This window comes from Muriicola jejuensis, assembly GCF_010671595.1.
In the GTDB taxonomy this organism is placed as follows: domain Bacteria; phylum Bacteroidota; class Bacteroidia; order Flavobacteriales; family Flavobacteriaceae; genus Muriicola; species Muriicola jejuensis.
Window position 1 is genome coordinate 419,834 of the sequence record NZ_JAABOP010000002.1, and the last position, 18,792, is coordinate 438,625.

10 protein-coding genes are annotated in these 18,792 nt (G+C 51.2%); 3 read left to right on the forward strand and 7 right to left on the reverse strand.

Going from position 1 to position 18,792, the window contains the following annotated elements; all coding sequences use genetic code 11:
- Positions 1 to 7: 7 nt before the first annotated feature.
- The 3 genes from GWK09_RS09975 to nagB form a co-directional block, all read right to left on the reverse strand.
- Positions 8 to 1,615, reverse strand: coding sequence for a glycoside hydrolase family 3 protein (locus GWK09_RS09975; RefSeq protein WP_163693231.1), 1,608 nt, complete (start codon positions 1,613 to 1,615; stop codon positions 8 to 10).
- The gene (locus GWK09_RS09980) at positions 1,593 to 2,858 is read right to left on the reverse strand and encodes an MFS transporter (protein ID WP_163693233.1); all 1,266 of its coding nucleotides are present in this window, start codon (positions 2,856 to 2,858) and stop codon (positions 1,593 to 1,595) included. The genes GWK09_RS09975 and GWK09_RS09980 overlap by 23 nt, the downstream gene beginning before the upstream one ends.
- 99 nt (positions 2,859 to 2,957) lie before the next feature.
- Entirely contained in the window at positions 2,958 to 4,901 is a 1,944-nt protein-coding gene (nagB, locus tag GWK09_RS09985; RefSeq protein WP_163693235.1) for a glucosamine-6-phosphate deaminase, read from the reverse strand.
- 170 nt (positions 4,902 to 5,071) lie between these two features.
- Between nagB and GWK09_RS09990 the strand changes: the two genes are divergently transcribed.
- Entirely contained in the window at positions 5,072 to 5,821 is a 750-nt protein-coding gene (locus tag GWK09_RS09990) for a DeoR/GlpR family DNA-binding transcription regulator (RefSeq protein ID WP_163693238.1), read from the forward strand.
- A 2-nt stretch (positions 5,822 to 5,823) separates the two neighbouring features.
- A complete protein-coding gene (locus GWK09_RS09995) occupies positions 5,824 to 6,639 on the forward strand; it encodes an N-acetylmuramic acid 6-phosphate etherase (protein WP_163693240.1) in 816 nt (271 codons plus the stop codon).
- A gap of 3 nt (positions 6,640 to 6,642) precedes the next feature.
- On the opposite strand, the gene GWK09_RS10000 is transcribed toward GWK09_RS09995, so the two are convergent.
- Positions 6,643 to 7,764 (reverse strand): PQQ-dependent sugar dehydrogenase, encoded by a 1,122-nt coding sequence (locus tag GWK09_RS10000; RefSeq protein ID WP_163693241.1) that lies wholly within the window; start codon positions 7,762 to 7,764, stop codon positions 6,643 to 6,645.
- A 133-nt stretch (positions 7,765 to 7,897) separates the two neighbouring features.
- Here GWK09_RS10000 and GWK09_RS10005 point away from each other — a divergent pair, with 133 nt between their 5' ends.
- Complete coding sequence (locus tag GWK09_RS10005) at positions 7,898 to 16,234, forward strand: T9SS type B sorting domain-containing protein (RefSeq protein WP_163693243.1); 8,337 nt, start codon at positions 7,898 to 7,900, stop codon at positions 16,232 to 16,234.
- 26 nt (positions 16,235 to 16,260) lie between these two features.
- Here GWK09_RS10005 and GWK09_RS10010 read toward each other — a convergent pair whose 3' ends face one another.
- The 3 genes from GWK09_RS10010 to GWK09_RS10020 form a co-directional block, all read right to left on the reverse strand.
- Positions 16,261 to 17,034, reverse strand: coding sequence for a hypothetical protein (locus GWK09_RS10010; protein WP_163693245.1), 774 nt, complete (start codon positions 17,032 to 17,034; stop codon positions 16,261 to 16,263).
- 34 nt (positions 17,035 to 17,068) lie between these two features.
- Complete coding sequence (locus GWK09_RS10015; protein WP_163693247.1) at positions 17,069 to 18,295, reverse strand: glutamyl-tRNA reductase; 1,227 nt, start codon at positions 18,293 to 18,295, stop codon at positions 17,069 to 17,071.
- A gap of 94 nt (positions 18,296 to 18,389) precedes the next feature.
- Positions 18,390 to 18,788: a c-type cytochrome gene (locus GWK09_RS10020; RefSeq protein ID WP_239530896.1), complete on the reverse strand. Its 399-nt coding sequence runs from the start codon at positions 18,786 to 18,788 to the stop codon at positions 18,390 to 18,392.
- Positions 18,789 to 18,792: the final 4 nt, after the last annotated feature.

Sequence of the window (18,792 nt, forward strand, 5' to 3'; positions counted from 1 at the left end):
GCTTGTGTTAGATGGAAACCGGTAAAACGCCGGTTGCCTCAAATTGACCCAGAAAGTGTTCTGCGGCTATTTCCTCAAAACCCTTCAGGTCCTGGTAACAAAGGATGATGGCTTCCATTTTGTCCTGCGGAAGATACCTGAGGAAATAAGGGTTGCCAAACAAATATACGATGACCTTGTAATTTTCAATAAGTCGAATGATCAAATCCAAGGTCTTTTCGTGAAGCCCGAACCGACCTTCAGGTTTCGCCCTGGGGAGAAAGATCGATAACAGGACTCGCGATCCTTCGCCTATCTTTTCCTGAACGTGCGAAAATTCCGGGTAGCCTTTAACTTCCAGGTAACTATTCCTTTTAAGACCCAGCTTTCTGATAAATTTCACCCCTTTTTCCTTTCCCATAGAAATAGCGAAAAACCCTTTATCCCTGAATTCCGAAAGGATTTCCTGCTGCCCTTTATGGAAGGTAAGGCTGTTCCTAGCTGACATTTTGTTATAGGTGTCGGGCACACTTAGGGAGGGGACGGGCCCTGAACTCTGAAAAGCCTTCTCTTTAAGTCGCCATACCCTTTTGAAACTCTCCTCTATCCGCTTTTCGGTAGCATTTTCGAGGATCTTGTCTATTCCATCCCCTACATGTTCTGCAAAGCAAAGCACATCCGTGCCCGCCTCAAAGGCGGTCCATTCAAGGCTGCCCTTTTCCGGGAATGCCTTGGAAACACTGTGCATATTCAGGGCATCGGAGACTACCACCCCCTGGTATCCCAGAGTTTTTCTAAGGAGGCCGTCTATGATCTCCCCGGAAACCGAAGCGGAGACAGGGGTTCCATTTGTCAGGGCGGGTACGGCGATATGTCCTACCATCACCGCATCCACCCCGTTCCGGATAAGGGCCTGAAAAGGGATGAGTTCTTCTGCCAACAGGTCGGAACCCGATTTAGAGAGTACCGGTAGATGAAGATGGGAATCTGTTGCCGTGTCCCCGTGACCAGGGAAGTGCTTGGCACAGCTGAGGGTCCCTGCGTCCTGCAGGCCCCTGGAAAACGCCGTGGCATTCATGCTTACCTTTTCCTTATTCTCTCCGAAAGAGCGGTATCCTATGACCGGGTTGTCCGGGTTGCTGTTGATGTCGGCCACCGGGGCGAAGTTCCACTGAATGCCCGCTGCCTTGCAGTCCTGTCCGATTTGTTTCCCGATCTCGTAGACCAGGAGGGGATCCTCTCCTGCCCCCAGGGTCATGGCGTAAGGATATTGGGGTGTTTCCTCTACGCGCATGGCCAGGCCCCACTCGGCATCAATACTGATCAGAAGAGGATATTTCGCAGCTTTTTGGTATCGGTCGATCAGGTTTCTAAGGAGGTCATAGCTCTTTTTATTGTAGATCACCTTTTTCTTCCCCTCAAAATTGGTCGCCGCACTGGCCCTGCTGTGGAAGAAGCAGATCCCCCCAACAGCGCCTTCTCTGATAAGGCCTTCCAGGGTCCTGATCTCCTCCTCAGAGTCATTGATAAACGCAGCCGGCATAAAGAACTGCCCCACTTTTTCCTTAGGAGAAAGGAGAAGGGTGGCCTGGTCATAGGGAACCACCTTCATCTCAGGTCTCTCTTTTCTTTCCATAGTCAGGAGGATATTGGATGTATTTCAGGAGCCACAGGGAGGGCAGGGCGGCAAGTACCACCCAAACAAAAAATCCGTCATATCCCAGCCATTCCTGTATATAACCGCTGGCAAGCCCGGGAAGCATCATGCCCAGGGCCATAAAGCCAGTCGCAATGGCATAATGGGAGGTTTTCGAGATCCCTTCCGCCAGGTAAATCAGATAGACCATAAATCCCGCGATCGCAAAACCATAGCCGAATTGTTCCAGGACCACCGTGGTGATCACTGCCGGAAGACTCTCGGTATGGGTAATAGCCAGGAGGGCGTAGAAGGCATTGGGGATGTTCAGGGTCAGGATCATGGGGAGGAACCACCGTTTAAGTCCGTGCCTTGAGATCAGGATTCCTCCAAGAATTCCTCCGGCTGTGAGCATGACAACACCTATGGTGCCGTAAATGGTTCCTACTTCGGCAGTACTGTATCCGAGTCCGCCTGCCTCCGGAGCATCCAGCAGAAAAGGAGCCGCCATTTTCACCAGTTGGGACTCCCCCAGCCGGAAAAAGAGGATGAATGCCAATGCTGTGCCTATGCCGGATTTGTTGAAGAAAGAGGAAAAGACCTCCCAAAAACTTCCGGGTTTTTGCAGTACAATGGCTTCAGAAGATTCATATCGGGGACAGAGGAAGGCGTTGGTGATGGTAAGGAGTAACATCAGGCAGGCCGTGATGATCATCGTTAGAGACCAGGCCTTGTCACTTTGCCCGTAATAGTTTTCAAGAAATCCGGCTAAAATGACCAGCAATCCCTGGCCCGTGACCATGGATAACCGGTAAAAGGTACTCCTGACACCGACAAAGAAGGACTGTTTCTCTTCGGTGAGCCCGATCATGTAATATCCGTCAGAAGCAATATCATTGGTGGCAGAGGCGAAGGAAGCCATCCAGAAACACGCCAGGGTGGTCACGAAGAAAATATTGGTAGGGAGCAGGAAGCCTATGGCCAGGAAGGAAAGGGCGATCAGCAGTTGCATTCCTAAAAACCAGTTGCGTTTGGTGCCGAAAAGCTCCAGGAAAGGGCTCCAAAGCGGTTTCAGGACCCAAGGCAGGTAAAGCCAGCTGGTATACAGGCCTATATCCGCATTGCTGATACCGAGTTTCTTGTACATGATCACGGAGACCGTGACGATCATTACATAAGGCAGACCCTGCGTAAAGTACAGGGAAGGGATCCAGGCCCAGGCCCGTTTATTCTTCTGTATCATTCCGTTTTATACACGCTAAAAATAAGCAAATAAACAAGGTATGCCGCTCCCCACCCGATAAATGTACCGGGTAGGGAACGGCATCCTGCCTTGCCTGTATCACATGAAATGGTAGCGCACAAATCCCTCCATGGCCTCGTATTCAGCCATGCCCAGGGCATTGTATTTCTTTGCGGTTTCCTTGTTCCGCTGTTCGGCACGTTGCCAGAATTCCCTCTGGTCGTTGCCGGGGAACATCGCACTGTCCTTCTGGGACTGGTGCTTGAAAATGGCATTCTTTTTTCGCTGCATATCGGCCGGACCTATGGGGATCGTCATTTCCATGTCTGCAATGTCCCATTCCTGCCAGGCTCCCCTGTATAGCCATACGTAGCAGTCTTTGATCCAGGAAGCTTTCTCCTTCACAAGCCGGTCCAGGGCCCTGTAGATGATGTTGAGGCAAACCCTGTGTGTGCCATGAGGGTCAGACAGGTCGCCCGCAGCAAAGATCTGATGGGGTTTTATCTTCTGTAGCAAGTCATAGGTTTGCTGGATGTCGGCTTCCGAATAGGGTTTTTTCTTTACGGTACCGGTCTCGTAGAAGGGGAGGTTCTGGAAATGGGCGTTCTCTTCCGCGACCCCGCAATAGCGGCAGGCGGCAAGTGCCTCTCCTTTTCTGATCAGTCCTTTGAGCTGCTGGATCAGGGGGCTGTCTACCTGCCCGGGTGTTTTCTTGTCCAGGAAATCCCGAACTTCCAGCACTTGTTTCTGCAGGACTTTGTCATCTTTTTGGAGATCCCTGGCAAAGTCGAGGAACCGGATCACTTCGTCATCGAATACCGCAATATTTCCTGAGGTCTGGTAGGCTACATGCACCTCGTGCCCCTGGTCTACGAGGCGGAGCAAGGTACCTCCCATGGAGATGACATCGTCATCGGGATGCGGACTGAAGATGAGGGAGGTTTTGGGGTAAGGATCCTTCCTTTCAGGCCTTTTGCTGTCGTCTGCATTGGGTTTGCCCCCGGGCCAGCCTGTAATGGTTCGCTGCAGCTGGTTAAAGACGATCAGGTTGATGTGTTCGGCGGAGCCGATCTCGGCGATCAGGTTACCCATCCCGTATTCGTTGTAATCCTCGTTGGTAAGTTTCAGGATAGCCTTGTCTAATTTCCCTGAGAGCCAGATGGCGGCCTTCTTGATCAGGGTGTCATTCCACTGGCATTCGCTGACCAGCCAGGGGGTGGAGACGCGGGTTAGGGCAGAGGCGGCAGCCTCATCCACGATAAAGTCGCAGTTCTGGTGGTGTTGAAGGAAGGTGGCGGGAACGGATTCTTTGATAGGACCTTCCACGGCTTTTTTGATCACTTCCGACTTTCCTTCGCCCCAGGCCATCAGGATGATGCGCTTGGCGGAGAGGATGGTTCCAACACCCATGGTGATGGCGCGGGCCGGAACGTTTTCAAGGCCAAAGAAGTCACTGGCGGCATCGAGTTTGGTGACCCTGTCGAGCCTTACCAGCCTGGTCTTGCTGACCAGGGAAGAACCGGGTTCGTTAAAACCGATGTGGCCGGTTCGGCCTATACCGAGGACCTGGATATCGATCCCACCTGCTTTGAGGATCTTTTGTTCATAGGCCTGGCAGTAATCGCGCACATCCTCTTTCTCCAGGGAGCCGTCCGGTATATGGATGTTTTCCTTTCGTATGTCTATATGGTCGAAGAGGTGCTCTTCCATGAACCTCACGTAGCTATGGATGGAATCCGGCTGCATGGGAAAGTATTCGTCCAGGTTGAAGGTGATCACGTTCTTGAAACTCAGCCCTTCCTCCTTATGGAATTTAACCAGGTATTCATAGACCTTGGTGGGGGTCGACCCGGTAGCAAGACCGAGGACTACCTTCTTGCCGCTTTTTTGCCTTTGGCGGATGAGGTCGGCAATCTCATTGGCAACGTAGAAGGAGGCTTCGTCCGAATTCTCGTGGATTTTGGTTCTGATCCTTTCAAATTTTCTAGACTCTTCATCTGTGGGAAAGGAACTGGTTTCTGAGGCCAGGGGGGAGGTGATCATAGTATGTCATATTAAGTTGTCCGGGTCAAAGGTAGGAAATAAAATTATATCTTGCAGTATTTTGCAAGAAAATATGCAGTAATGTGCAATATATTATTTATTTTAGTCGAAATATTACATGAAACAGCAATAAATAGAAGGCGGTAACGGCCAAAAAATCAAATAGAACTATGCTAAAGGAAGAACGGCAACAACTCATCTTAAACGAGGTAGACCTCCACAACCGGGTCTTGCTCACGGACCTGGCCGAAAAACTGGAGGTCTCCATAGATACGGTGAGGCGGGATGTGAAGGAACTCGATGGGGGCAGTAAACTGAGGAAGGTCCACGGCGGGGCCGTCTCTTTGGGCTACACTCATACGGCGGCCCGAAGTTCGAATGTATATGCCCTCAATGAGAAGATGGCCATAGCCGAAAAGGCGGTCGGCCTGCTCAAGGAAGGCGCCGTCGTTTTTATCGACGGGGGGACCACCTGTCTGGAGATGGCCAGGATGATCCCGCCCAAATTAAAACTGACCTGTTTTACCTTTAGCCTGCCCGTAGCCATCCAGTTGGCGGGTATGCCGCATGTGGACCTCATTTTTATAGGAGGCAGGATCTCCCCGGAATCCATGATCTCTAATGGGGCCTATACCATTCAGCGTCTCGCTGAAGTGCGTTTTGATTATGCCTTCCTCGGTACGGGGTACGTCGATGCCCTGCACGGACTGACGGAATTCGACTGGGATGTGGTACAGCTAAAAAAGGCCGTGATTCGGGCTTCCAAAAAAGCTGTACTTTTGTGTATCTCGGAAAAACTCAATTCTCAGCATCGTTTCAAGACTTGTGATATCAATGAGATCAATACGATGATCACGGAATTATCCCCCGAGAGCAATCTGTTAAACCTTTTCAGAAACCAGGATCTTCGCCTGTTATAACTATGTCTGCATTTAAAAAAATCACGGAAGGGGATTCCGATTACGATCGCCTGGAGGAAATGTCAACCGCTGAACTCCTTACCAATATCAACAGGGAAGACCAGAAGGTGGCAGAGGCCGTGGCCCTTGCCATTCCGCAAATTGAATGGCTTGTCGAACAACTCGCGGAACGATTCCTGAAAGGAGGCAGGCTCTTTTATATTGGAGCAGGGACCAGTGGTCGGCTTGGTATCCTGGACGCTTCCGAGATCCCACCTACCTTCGGACTGCCCCATGAACGTGTAATCGGCCTGATAGCCGGAGGGGACTCAGCCATCAGGAAGGCCGTGGAATTCGCCGAAGATGACAGAGAACAGGCCTGGAAGGACCTGGAGGCTTATGGGATCAACTCCCTGGACACGGTGGTGGGAATTGCCTCCTCAGGTACCACACCCTATGTGATCGGAGGGGTGAAAACTGCCCGCAGGAATGGGCTATTGACTGCAGGGATCACGAACAACCCCGGATCTCCTCTTGCCCTGGAAGCCGAGATCCCCATCGAAATTCCCGTTGGACCCGAATTTGTTACGGGTAGCACCCGAATGAAGGGGGGTACCTCCCAGAAACTGGCCTTGAACATGATCTCCACAGCCCTTATGATCCGAATTGGCAGGGTCAGGGGGAACAAAATGGTGAATATGCAGCTGAGTAACAACAAGCTGGTAGACCGGGGTACCAGATACCTAATGGACAGCCTGGGGCTCGACTATGAGAAGGCCACCGAGGTCCTCAGGGAGTACGGGTCTGTCAAAAAGGCCATGGACGCATACGGGAAGTAAGCTCTAGTCCTTCGGAACCAGTTTAAAGATCCCTTTCCCTTCCACAGCCACGTAGATAAAACCATCCGGCCCCTGTCTTACGTTCCGGACCCGCCCGATATTTTCCATCAGTTTTTCACGGGATACCACGGTCTCTCCCTCCATTTGCAGGCGTTCCAGGTATTGGAAAGACAATGAGCCTACCAGCAGGTCCCCATTCCAGTCGGGATACAGGGAGGAGGTTACGAAGGTCATTCCACTGGGGGCGATCGATGGGATCCAGTAGTGGATCGGCTGTTCCATGCCTTCCATATGTGTTTTATCGGTGATCGGGGTCCCGCTGTAATTGATCCCGTAGGTAATGACAGGCCAGCCGTAGTTTACGCCTTTTTTCACGATATTGATCTCATCCCCTCCTCTGGGGCCGTGTTCGTGGATCCAGATCTCGCCGGTTACCGGGTTTTTGACCATCCCCTGGGGATTCCTGTTGCCGTAGGTATAGATGGCCGATTTGGCTCCTGCTTCGTTTATAAAAGGGTTATCGGCCGGGATACTTCCGTCATCATGGATACGGTATACCTTGCCTCCGTCTCGGGTTATATCCTGTGGATTCACATCGCGATCCCCCCTCTCTCCTATGGTGAAATACAGGTATCCACTATCGTCAAATTCGAGCCTGGAACCGAAATGCTGTCCGCTGGTCGTATTGGGGGTTGCTTTGTAAAGCGCCTGGATGTCAGATAGGGCATTCCCGCTCAGTTTGGCCCTGGCGATGGCGGTATTTCCTCCTTTGTCATCGCCTTCCTCTGAGGCATAGGAGAGGTAGATCCACCCATTTTCGGCATATCGGGGATGCAATTCTATGTCGAGCAGGCCTCCCTGCCCACGATTATAAACGACAGGTACATTGCTGATCTGGGTTTTCTCACCATCCTTGAAGTGTATGATCTCACCCGATTTTTCGGTGATCAGCATACTCCCGTCTGGCAGAAAAACCATACCCCAGGGGATCTGTAGACCATCCACAATCAACTCGGCTGAAAAGTTCGTTTCCTCGGGAGTTTTTATCCCGTTATCAGATTTCTGAGCACACGAAATCACCGTCAATACAACGAAAAAACTGGTGATGAGGATACTTTTTTGCATTTTCTAACGTTAGAGAAATTAATAATAATAATGGTCGTGGACCAAAGATAAAGAGAAAATTATAGATCGATAACTACGCTCTGAATATACTGATCCCAAATCAACATATTCTTGCCATAATATGGTTTAACCTATGCTCCCTAAAAAAATCAGGCATTTTGCGTATGCCTTGCTGTGGTTGGCACTTTTTGTAATAGGTACTTCCGCCATAGCAAATCCAAGCATAATACGTTTCGTCTCTTCCGCAGGCGCGACCTCCCTGTTTGAGGACATAGCCGAGGAGCCCGAGAGTCAGGAGGACTCGTCTTCAATTCCCGGAGATGCCCTGGAAATAGACGCTTTTTCTTCATCGGCACCTATGTTCGTCACCATCATACAGGGGGCGAATGAAGAAGTGACCTGCCCTAATGACGGGAGTACGCTGGCCAAATTCTTCCTTTGCGGTACCAGTGACGTACGCACCATCAGCCTGAGCATTTCCGGTTCCAGCTATCAATGGCAAAAACTAGATCCCAACCGATGTGCAGCATCGGTCATCGAGGATTGTGCCAATACGAATAATACTTGTTATGACACGGTGGGTACGGGAGCTACCTACAACCTGTCAACGAGCGGGGAATTCAGGGTCAGAGTGGATGGAGGTCAGTATTACTATTTCAAATCCACTTTGAACCCCCTGAACCCCCAGCTGATCAAGGAAGATATCATTTGTGGTAACCCGGGAAGGGTAGAGATCACCAACGTACCTGCGGGGTATGAATACAGCCTCAACACTCCTGCCGGCCCCTATCAGGACACACCTTATTTTGATATTTCCGCCCCGGGAAGCTACATGGTCTATGTTAGGTTGAAGAACGTTTCCTCCAGTTCCTGTGTGTTCCCATCCAATTCAGTAACCGTACAGGACCTCGACATCAATGTGGATGTGACCGCCAATGATATCCTTTGTAGCGGCCAGTTGGGGAGCATAGACGTTCAGGTGACCGGTGTACCCGGATTTTATACCTACCGACTGATCAAGAATTCCGTGACCGTAGATACTTTTGGACCCAGCGGAGCGAGCAATTATACCTTCGCGAATGTTAGCCCGGGGACCTACAGTGTAAGGGTAGAGACCAACAAGTGTAATGAACTTATCACCCTGGATGTCAATTCGGATCCCATCGTCATAGGGAATGGGATCAGCCCGATCGCAGTTTCTGCCACCGCCAATGACAGTTTTGGGTGTGGGGCAGCGACCGTGGATGTGACGATTAATACCTCGGGGGGAACTGCCCCCTATCGCTACAGCCTGGATGGGGGTGGGAGTTTCAGTGCCCCTTATGCCAGTACCGCCGTATTTACGGTTTCCTCTGCGGGCACCTATCCCATCCTGGTGGAAGATGCCAACGGTTGCCGCAGGTCTGCCAGTGTGGACGTGGAAGACCTGCCACCACCGGTCTATACCGTGACCACTCAGGATGCCAATTGCGGGGGAGCCAATGACGGCCGCATCACGGTGAATGTGACGAACGGCTACGGATATAACCTGGAATTCAGCAACAACAATGGAGTGAGCTACCAGGGGAGCAATGTCTTCAATGGTCTGGCTCCCGGCAGCTATGACGTAATTATCCGTTATCAGCAGGGGAGTTTTATATGTACTACCCCGGCTACCGTTGAGACCGTGGGGACCCCTTCCAATATAACCGCTACCGTCACAGCAAACAGTGTTCCCACCTGTTCGAACGAGACCGGGGGGCAGATCACTATCTCAGGGGTCTCGGGAGGTACACCGCCCTACGATTACAGTATTGGTGCCGGATTTAGCGCTACTACGGTATTTACAAACCTCGGGGTGGGTACCTATACACCCCAGATAAGGGATGCGAACGGGTGTGTACAGAGCCTGGCCCCCATCGTTTTTAACCCACTTAACAAACCTACCGATATGGATTTTACCATATCGAGCATAGACTGTATTACGAGCACTGCATCGGTGACCGTGGCCGTTACGAACGGAACGGCGCCTTTTACCTATGAGATCATTGCTCCTGCAGCCAGCGCAGTAAACAACGGGAACAATCCCGTCTTTACAGGTTTGGGACTAGGCACCTATACCTTCAGGGTAACCGATAACGAGGGGTGTTCCTACAATGAGGTATTCGCCATCACGGATATCAGCTCAATCTCCGTTCAGGCCCAGGCCACCAGGGTGGTCACTTGCGTGGGTGACAGCGACGGGGAAGGCAGGTTCCTGGTCGATGGCTTTGCCACTACCTACAGTTACAGCATTGATGCTGGCCCCCTCAATACGGGCGAAAGCAACGGGATCATTTCCCTTGCCGGACTTAGTGCCGGAAGTTATGTGATCAATGTGACCGACGAAGACACCAATTGTACCGATTCTGCCACCCTGGTCATACAGGAACCTGCTACCGCCTTTGCCATCAGCAGCCTGAATGTAACTCCGATGAGTTGCCAGAACGGGAATATAGGAAGTGTTACCATCAATACAGTAGGCGGTTGGGGAGGAAACCGGTATACCCTTATCCAACCCGACCTGTCCGTCAGAGGCCCGAAGAACGGTAATACCTTCTCGAACCTGTCCCTGGACGGACTGTATCAGGTCAGCGTTACAGATGCCAACGGGTGTACCGTAACAGACAGTTTTACGCTTACTTCCCTGGCGGCACCCGTACTGACCATCGATGCCTCGACAGATTTCTGCTATGACAATGTGGATGCAGCTACGATCGTTGTAAATGCCGCAGGGGGTCTTCCTCCATATCAATACAGGATCAACGGCGGGCCCTGGGTGGGGGCGAGCTCTTTCAGCGGCCTTACCCCGAATACCTATACCGTTCAGGTAAGGGATGCCAACGATTGCCGGGATGACGTTACGGTCACCATTCAGCCTGAAATCACAGCCACGGCCGTGACCATCACCGAACTCAACTGCGGGGGACCCCCGGCCGAGATTCAGGTGACCATCAGCAACGGATACCCTTCAGGAGGTAACTACGACATTTACGAGGTGAGCATCGATGGGGCTGCCTATACTTCCAACTCGAATCCCATCGCAGGGAATTCCTTTGTATACAGTATTCCCAACGATGGCTCTATCACTACAGACACCACTTTCCAGTTCCTGGTGAGCGACAGTCGAGGGTGTACAACGGAAACCAATGTGGTGACGATTTCACCCCCGGAGACCATTGCGGGTACGGCTGTACCCACGGATACGAGCTGCGGGGATAACAACGGGATCATCACCCTGGTGCCGGATACCAATTTCGGGGTTCCGCCATATCAATTCAGCGATGATAGTGGTGCCACCTTCAGTTCCCAGAATGTATTTTCTGGGTTCGCCCCAGGGGTATACAATACCTTTATGATCCGTGACAGCAGGGGTTGTACAACGCCTTTGCTTTCTGCAACCATAAATGCCAGTGTGGCCATAGATGCCAGTGTGGTGGCCAATGACGCCCTATGCGCCGCAGGAACCACCTATGGCTCCATAGACGTGACCGCCGTGGCCAATGGAAACCCTAACTATACGTACATCGTACAGGATATCAACGGGGTGACGGTAGCCACCGTGGGCCCCACAGCCAGTACAAGCGCAAATTTCCCCAATCTGGTGCCGGGTACCTATACCGTGATCACACAGGATGCCTCCGGGTGTGAGGACAGGGATACGGTCACCATCATACAGAACCAGATTGACCTGGTTCCCGTAGCCACGACCACTCCCCCGGATTGTACCACGGCCTTTACCTACATTGTGGATATTGTGGGAGGCACGCCTCCATACCAGATCGGACTTTTGGGAGGTCCCCTGGGTCCGCCTAACGTGGATATAGACACGCACGATTTTACAGGCCAGATTTCCTATGGGATCACCTATTTTGTAGAGGTGATCGACGCTCTGGGATGCCGGTATATCGAACAAATTGACCCTATTCTCGGCCCTTCACCCATATCCGTGGTGGCCACGGCTACTTCAGCGGCCTGTGCACCGAATGCGAATGGATCTATTGACTTCCAGGTTGCCGGAATAGGTTCCCCTGCAGATATCACGATACAGCTACAGGATACCAATACCGGAGCCATAGTGAGCGGACCTGTGGTGCTTAACAACGAACCCATCCCTTATAACGGCAGTTTCACAGGCCTTCCCGCAGGGAATTATCAGATCCTCGTGGAGGATAACAATACCAGTTGTGACGCCAGTACCCTGGTGGATATTGTTCCCAATGTGCCTGCGATCGTAATAGACAGCAACCTGCCAGCTACCTGTAACGTAGGCGCCCTGGTAACGGTTAGGGGCAATGGAGGCACGCCCCCTTACGGTTTTGCCTATGTGCCTGCCGGTGATCCGGCCCCTGGTGTTTTCACACCCCAGACCACCTATGAGATTCCCGGACCCTATCCGGCCAACTATGATTTTTATGTGCAGGACAGTTTTGGGTGTACCAGTTTTACCACGGTGACTGTCACGGCTGAACCTGGAGTCCCTGTTCCTACCGTTGACGTTGTCAACCAGTGTACGGCCGTAGCCAACTATACGGTGAATGTGACCTCCCCTCTCAGTACGGGATCCGGCCTGCCGGAAGAGACTTTCCAATACGATATAGGTGGCGGATTCCAGACCAGCCCCAATTTTGTGGTCCCAAACCCAGGAGATTATACGATCACGGTGAGGGATGGAAATGGATGTACCAATACTGTGGTCGCGAGGGTATTCGATTTCTTTGCCATCTCTGCAAATGCCACTTCCGAACCCACTTGTAATGCGGGAGACGGCGTGATCACGGTCAATACCAGCGGGGGTAGTGGCAATTTCCGATATGAACTGGATGATGGGTTCAATCCCCCTGTGGTTCAGGTGAATGATCCCGTCTTTATCAATATTGCTCCGGGGACGTATTCCATCATCGTTACAGACCTTGATTCCAATACCGTTCCCCTCTGTACGGATACAGCCACTGTGGACGTTACGGTAGTGACCAACCCCGTGATCTCGGCAACGCCTATGGGTGATGTTACCTGTAACGGCGCCAACGATGGTTATATCGGAGTTGAGCTCCAGCCGGGAACGGATACCGACGGGCCATTCACGTATGTCTTGTATGATGGCAGTACTTCTACCGTTCTCGCCGGACCTCAGGGGACTTCACTTTTCGATAATCTCGCCCCGGGTACCTACCAGGTGGAAGTGATCTCGGACCGCGGATGTACGGACCGTTCGGGGGATGTGATTATCACAGAACCCTCACCCCTGCAGATCAATACGGTAAATACGGATTTTACCTGTGATCCCAGCAGTAACCGTTTCAATACGGCTACCATTACCATCTACACGGATACGAACGGAGATGGCACAGGGGTAGATACCGGTACTGCCCCCTATACCTATAGTATGAATGACGGAACCCCGGCCTTTGACGGGACAAATTTCCAGACCAGCAATACGTTCGAGGTCATTGACAACGGTACCAACCAGACGATCACCCTGACAGCCAGGGACCAGAATGGCTGTGAAATCACGCAGACGATCACCATCAACGCGCCCACAGATCTGACCTTTACGTACAACGTGAACCCGCTTACCTGCGATGCCAGTGGAGTAGGGGTTAATCCAGGCTCTATCGAGATCATCATAGACCAGGGACCCGGCAACTACGATGTGGAGATCCTACCCCTGGGCTCTGCCGCGGTCCAGAACTCCGGTGGTACAGACCGGGTTATCTGGAGTATCGACACTCCGGGCGATTATATCTTTACCGTTACGGATATAGGCAATGCCGGATGTTCCTACCTTACCGCTGTAGTTAATGTACCTGAATACAACACCATAGACGCCGTCATTGCAGAGACGGAACCCGTAACCTGCTTTAACGGCTCTGATGGGGAGATCAGTATCCAGATCAACGGATACAGTGGGGTCTACAACTACGAGGTATTTTCAAGGGATAATTTCGGAGTAGAGACTACTACGGGGGTCACCGGGACCTTTGATACCACTATTGCCGGACAGAACCCCGTGGTGATTACCGGCCTGCCCGCTGGTAACCTGGTGGTGCATGTGGAAGCTCTGGACAATCCTTTCTGCGACACGGTGAGCAATGTGGCTACCGTAAGACAGCCAGACCGAGCCCTGACAGTGGTGGCTCAGCAAACAGCAGAGGTTACCTGTGCGATTCCCGGATTGGGCGAGATCTTCCTGACCGGCGACGGAGGATGGGGCACCTATGAATACCAGGTCATTGCCCCTGACGGATCGACCATCCTGCAGGATTTTCCGAGTACCAACAGGATCATTACCGACCTGTCTGACGGTACCTATACCATTAATGTGCGCGATATAGAGGGTTGTACGGCCACCAATACCATAACATTAGCCTTGCCCACCCCTATCTATGCCGATATACAGATCACTTCTCCCCTGAGATGTAACAACGACAACGATGCGGTCATAGAAGCGTTCAATGTCAGTGGTGGACAAGGGCCGGGGAATTACCTCTACCAACTGAACAGGATCACGGACGGAACCAGCAGCGGACTGCAAACGACACCTTCTTTTGCGAACCTGTCTTCCGGCGACTATTCCATCACCGTGTTCGACGGATGGTCCTGTAGTTATACCACGATTCCGATCACCATTACCGATCCACCGGTGGTCGTAGCCGAACTGGTTGAATTGCAGCCACCGGGCTGCGGTGATTTCGGGATCATGGAACTGACCATAACAAACCCTGAACCTGGGGTCAGCTATTTCTACAGAAGGTCGGGGACCTCAGACCCATTTCTGCCTTTGAGTACGATAGATCCTTTGGCTACGGTGGTTCAGATCACTGAAGACATCACCCTGGATCCCGGACCTTTCCAGTACGACGTACAAAATTCAAACGGATGTCCTTTCGAGATCTCAAACCAGATCTCCCTGGATCCGGCAGCCCCTCTGGTGATCTCCCTGGATCTTACCAACGCCACCATTAACTGTGCCGGAGAGGCAACAGGGATCATCAGGTCAGAAGCGTTTGGTGGCATCGGGAATTATGTGTACACCCTCCTGAATTCGGATGTTCCTCCTGTTCCGACGGCAGGCAACACAGTGAGAGCGGCCCAGTCGTCCGGAATATTCCGGAACCTTGGACCCGGAACCTACTGGGTATTCGCTCAGAGTGGTGGATGTACAGCTATTTCAACTCCTATAACCATTGTGGATCCGCCACCTCTGGTGCTGGATTACATAGAAGCAGTCCCCGTGAGTTGTTTCGGAGATGTAGACGGTCAGCTGATCATAGAGGCCAGCGGGGGAACCGGTGTGATCCGATACTCCATCGCAGATCAGCTCAGCGAGTTCTTCGAAGGGGACGACCCTATGTTCCCGAATCGCAAGACCTTTACGGACCTTGCTCCCAGAAGCTACGAGGTGATCATACAAGACGACCTTGGGTGTACTATCACCCAGACCATCACCATTACGGAGCCCACTGAACTGGTAGCGGGAATTGGGAATTCCATTCCCGAGACCTGTCTTGGGGATGAGGACGGAGCGGTTACTGTCTTCGTGAACGGAGGTACGCCTCCCTACGAGTTCGCTATGAACTCCTCCGACCCGGCCGACTTTGCGCCTAACCCTACCATGACCTTCACCAACCTGAGGGGAGGGGAGACCTATGTGGTCTTTATCAGGGATTCCCGTGGATGTGAGACCAATGTGGTCGTGCCAATAGGGATAGGGGTTGATCTCCAGCCTGAAGTCGTGGTGAATTACGGATGTGACGGTATTTTCCCAAATAACATGACCGTGGTGTCCGTGGCGGATACCTCGCAATATGCGGACCTCCTTTTTGTGCTGGACCCCGCAGATCCAACGGATGCCATTACCGCTCAGGCGGATGTGGACCGCACCTGGGGAGATCTCCCGGCAGGGGATCACACGGTGTATATTTACCATTCCAATGGATGTAGCACTTTCGTGGATTTCACTATAGACCCGTATGACCCATTGACGCTTACCCTGGTTAAATCGGCTCCCAACGAGCTCACGGCCACAGCTACCGGAGGTTTCGGAGGATATGAATACTTCTTCCAGGGAGTTTCCCAGGGCAGTGTGAATACGTACGAGGTGAATGAGGATGCTACGGTAACGGTACGGGTGGTCGATGCCCAGGGGTGTGAGGCGATCATGTCTATCCCATTCGACTTTACCGGTATGCTCGATATTCCGAACTTCTTTACCCCGGATGGGGACAACAACAATGATCTGTGGTTCCCGAGGAACCGGGAATTCTTCCCGAATATAGAGGTGAAGATCTATGACCGCTACGGCCGAGTCGTGGCTGTCTTAGACCAGGTGTCAGGCTGGGATGGAACCTATGACGGCAGAGAAGTACCCACTGGGGATTACTGGTATGTGGTCAACGCCAACGACAAGGAGAAACAGCAGTATGTAGGGCATTTCACCCTGTATAGATAAAGCACCTGGGATGGGGATGCTATAATCTAATGGAAAGATGTATCCAGAATGGTACCGTTTTCCAGAAGAATGGGATAGGAATACCCGCTTCCCAGGTCTACATCGAGTCGAACCAAAGCCCTTACAGTTATGGTTTTACCTTTCTTAACAGGTTCCAAAGTGGTGATCACCAGGTCATAGCTGTCCTTGCTGCCGTCCTGCAGATGTATCCAGTTCCTGCCCATGATCCCTTCATTCACCTTGGTTACAGCACCCTTTAGCTCCACTTTTTTCCCCTCGTATTTTTGCGGGTCATCCACCAGGTCTTCAATTTTTATTCGTCCAGCGAAAACAGCTGTACTGTCCTGCTCCTCTGCAATACTCTTTTTAATGACCTTTACCTGCTCCTGGTCGAGGGGATCCTTGCTGAATCCGTGCATATCCTTTCCGTGTGCTTCGGTTACCAGGGAGGTAACCAGGTACATGGTATCAAAGACCCTTTTCAGCTCCTTACTCTCGAAGTCGGTCTTCATTATGGACTCGTTGAAGTAATAGACGTCTCCTGGTTTTAATTCCATTTTCTGGGTGGAGATCCAAAATGTATGATCCTCCTCCCTGACCTGGGCGTAGATGTACTTTTCGCCCGGGATCACTTCTGTGACCAACACTTTGCGCATTTCACGGCTTACATCCGGGTCTAAAATAGCCTTGTCAATAGTCCGTGTGATTGTATAGGGTTCCTTTGATTTAGGGCCATCCAGGCAGGATGTAATAATCATCAGAAGGGCAAAGATTCCCGTAAAATGCATTGTGTTCCTCATGTATTCTCGTTCTTAGATTGGCTGTGTTATGTCTTCAGTCCGAATTGAAGACCGCATTTTCTGCGATCAGGTCAAGGATGTGATCTTCTTCGGTAGAACGACATTTCTGGTGATATAGCTGTCTGATCACCCGATTCATTACGATCTCCACCTTTTCAGGATCATTCGTATTCAATTTCTCGTGCAGGTAGCCTTCCGTGTTTCTTCGGATCAGTATCTTGTGTTTTCCGAGTACGGAGCGCAAGGAATTTTCCTCTACCCAATTCCTGAAAGAATCGAGTTCTTCTCCTATAATGTGCTTTACCGACTCCATGGCCTGGGCCCGTTGCACTTTTGTGTTTTCGAGTTGGGCCGAAATGGCGTCCAGGTTAAAAAGGGTGATTCCTGCCTGGTGAGAAAGTTCGTGGTCCATGTTCGAGGGAAGTCCCAGGTCTATCAAAAGCCTGGGCCTCTGGTTGTCCTCTATCGTTTTGACGAGGTGCCTGCTGTTACCCGCAGCCCCGACGATGATATCAAAATCCGAGAATTCATTGGCTTGCACCCTTTCCCAATCGTAGATCTCACATCCGAATCTCTTGGAAAGCGCAACCGCATTTTTTCTGGTCCGGTTACTGACGGATATCCTTTTAAATTTGAATTTACGGTTATACTTAAACAACTGCCTGACGATTTCTCCGGCTCCTATGAAGAGAATTTTTTTGTCATGCATCTCCTCCTCCCCGTAGACCTGAACCATGGTTTTCAGCGACTTATAGGCCAGGGAAGTGGTACCATCCCTGAAGTGTGTCTCATTCCTTACCCTCTTGTGGTTCCTGAACACTATCTGCATGGCCCTTTCCAGCAAGGACCCCTGTAATTCCAGGGCCAGGGAGAATTGATAGGCTCTTTTGATCTGAGCAATGATCTCCGCATCCCCCAGCACTTTAGAGAGCAGTCCAGAAGATACGTTCAGTAAATGTTCCGCCGTTTTTAGGGTGTCATCCGTACGTGAAAATAAGGCCGACTTTCCGGTATTCCCGTCAACCGACATGTACTCCAGGAAGAAATCCAGGAATTGGGAGGAATCTGTAGAGGCCGACTCAAAGTATACTTCCGTCCTGTTACAGGTCACCAATAGCATCAAACCACTGATATCCGGAAAGCGCTTCCGACTAGTATCGATAAAGGTCTTTTTTTCCTCCTCGGGAAAATAGAACCTTTCGCGATCCTTGACAGAGGCTGATATATGAGAGATACTGATTGACCTCAGGTTGGTATTCATGTCATTAACAAAATTGAACTTTCAATTCAAGGGCTTTGCTGTACCAAACTTAAAAAGCAGGCATTTCTTTATTCATCAAGCAAATGATGGGAACCTATTCCTTCAGGGTACGCATGTAGTTCACCACGAGCCAGCGATCTTCGTCACTGGGGATCTTCTTGGTATACTCAGGCATATCATCCTTGCCGAAAGTGGTCTTGTAGAACAGTTCCCCATCGGTCTGTTTGTGAAACTCCTCTGAGGAAAAATCGCCCAGGTCTCCCTTCATTTCGGCAGCTTTTGGTCCGTCTCCGTAACCTTCCTTGCCATGGCAGGATTTGCAGTGCTTGTCGTATAGGGATTTACCGATATCCAGGTCTTCCTTCGGATTGGTAGGATTTTTCATGTTCACGTATTTCTCCGGTACCACCCATTTATCTTGTACAAGGGTAGTAAAGGAATAGAAGGTGAAGGATACCACCCCGATGATCATCAAAAATTTAATTGTTTTCATGTTT

Coding starts and splice junctions, on each gene's coding strand:
- GWK09_RS09990 (WP_163693238.1), top strand. CDS start 5,072: ATGCTAAAGGAAGAACGGCAACAACTCATCTTAAACGAGGTAGACCTC.
- GWK09_RS10005 (WP_163693243.1), top strand. CDS start 7,898: ATGCTCCCTAAAAAAATCAGGCATTTTGCGTATGCCTTGCTGTGGTTG.
- GWK09_RS10000 (WP_163693241.1), bottom strand. CDS start 7,764: ATGCAAAAAAGTATCCTCATCACCAGTTTTTTCGTTGTATTGACGGTG.
- GWK09_RS09995 (WP_163693240.1), top strand. CDS start 5,824: ATGTCTGCATTTAAAAAAATCACGGAAGGGGATTCCGATTACGATCGC.
- GWK09_RS09980 (WP_163693233.1), bottom strand. CDS start 2,858: ATGATACAGAAGAATAAACGGGCCTGGGCCTGGATCCCTTCCCTGTAC.
- GWK09_RS10020 (WP_239530896.1), bottom strand. CDS start 18,788: ATGAAAACAATTAAATTTTTGATGATCATCGGGGTGGTATCCTTCACC.
- GWK09_RS09975 (WP_163693231.1), bottom strand. CDS start 1,615: ATGGAAAGAAAAGAGAGACCTGAGATGAAGGTGGTTCCCTATGACCAG.
- nagB (WP_163693235.1), bottom strand. CDS start 4,901: ATGATCACCTCCCCCCTGGCCTCAGAAACCAGTTCCTTTCCCACAGAT.
- GWK09_RS10010 (WP_163693245.1), bottom strand. CDS start 17,034: ATGAGGAACACAATGCATTTTACGGGAATCTTTGCCCTTCTGATGATT.
- GWK09_RS10015 (WP_163693247.1), bottom strand. CDS start 18,295: ATGAATACCAACCTGAGGTCAATCAGTATCTCTCATATATCAGCCTCT.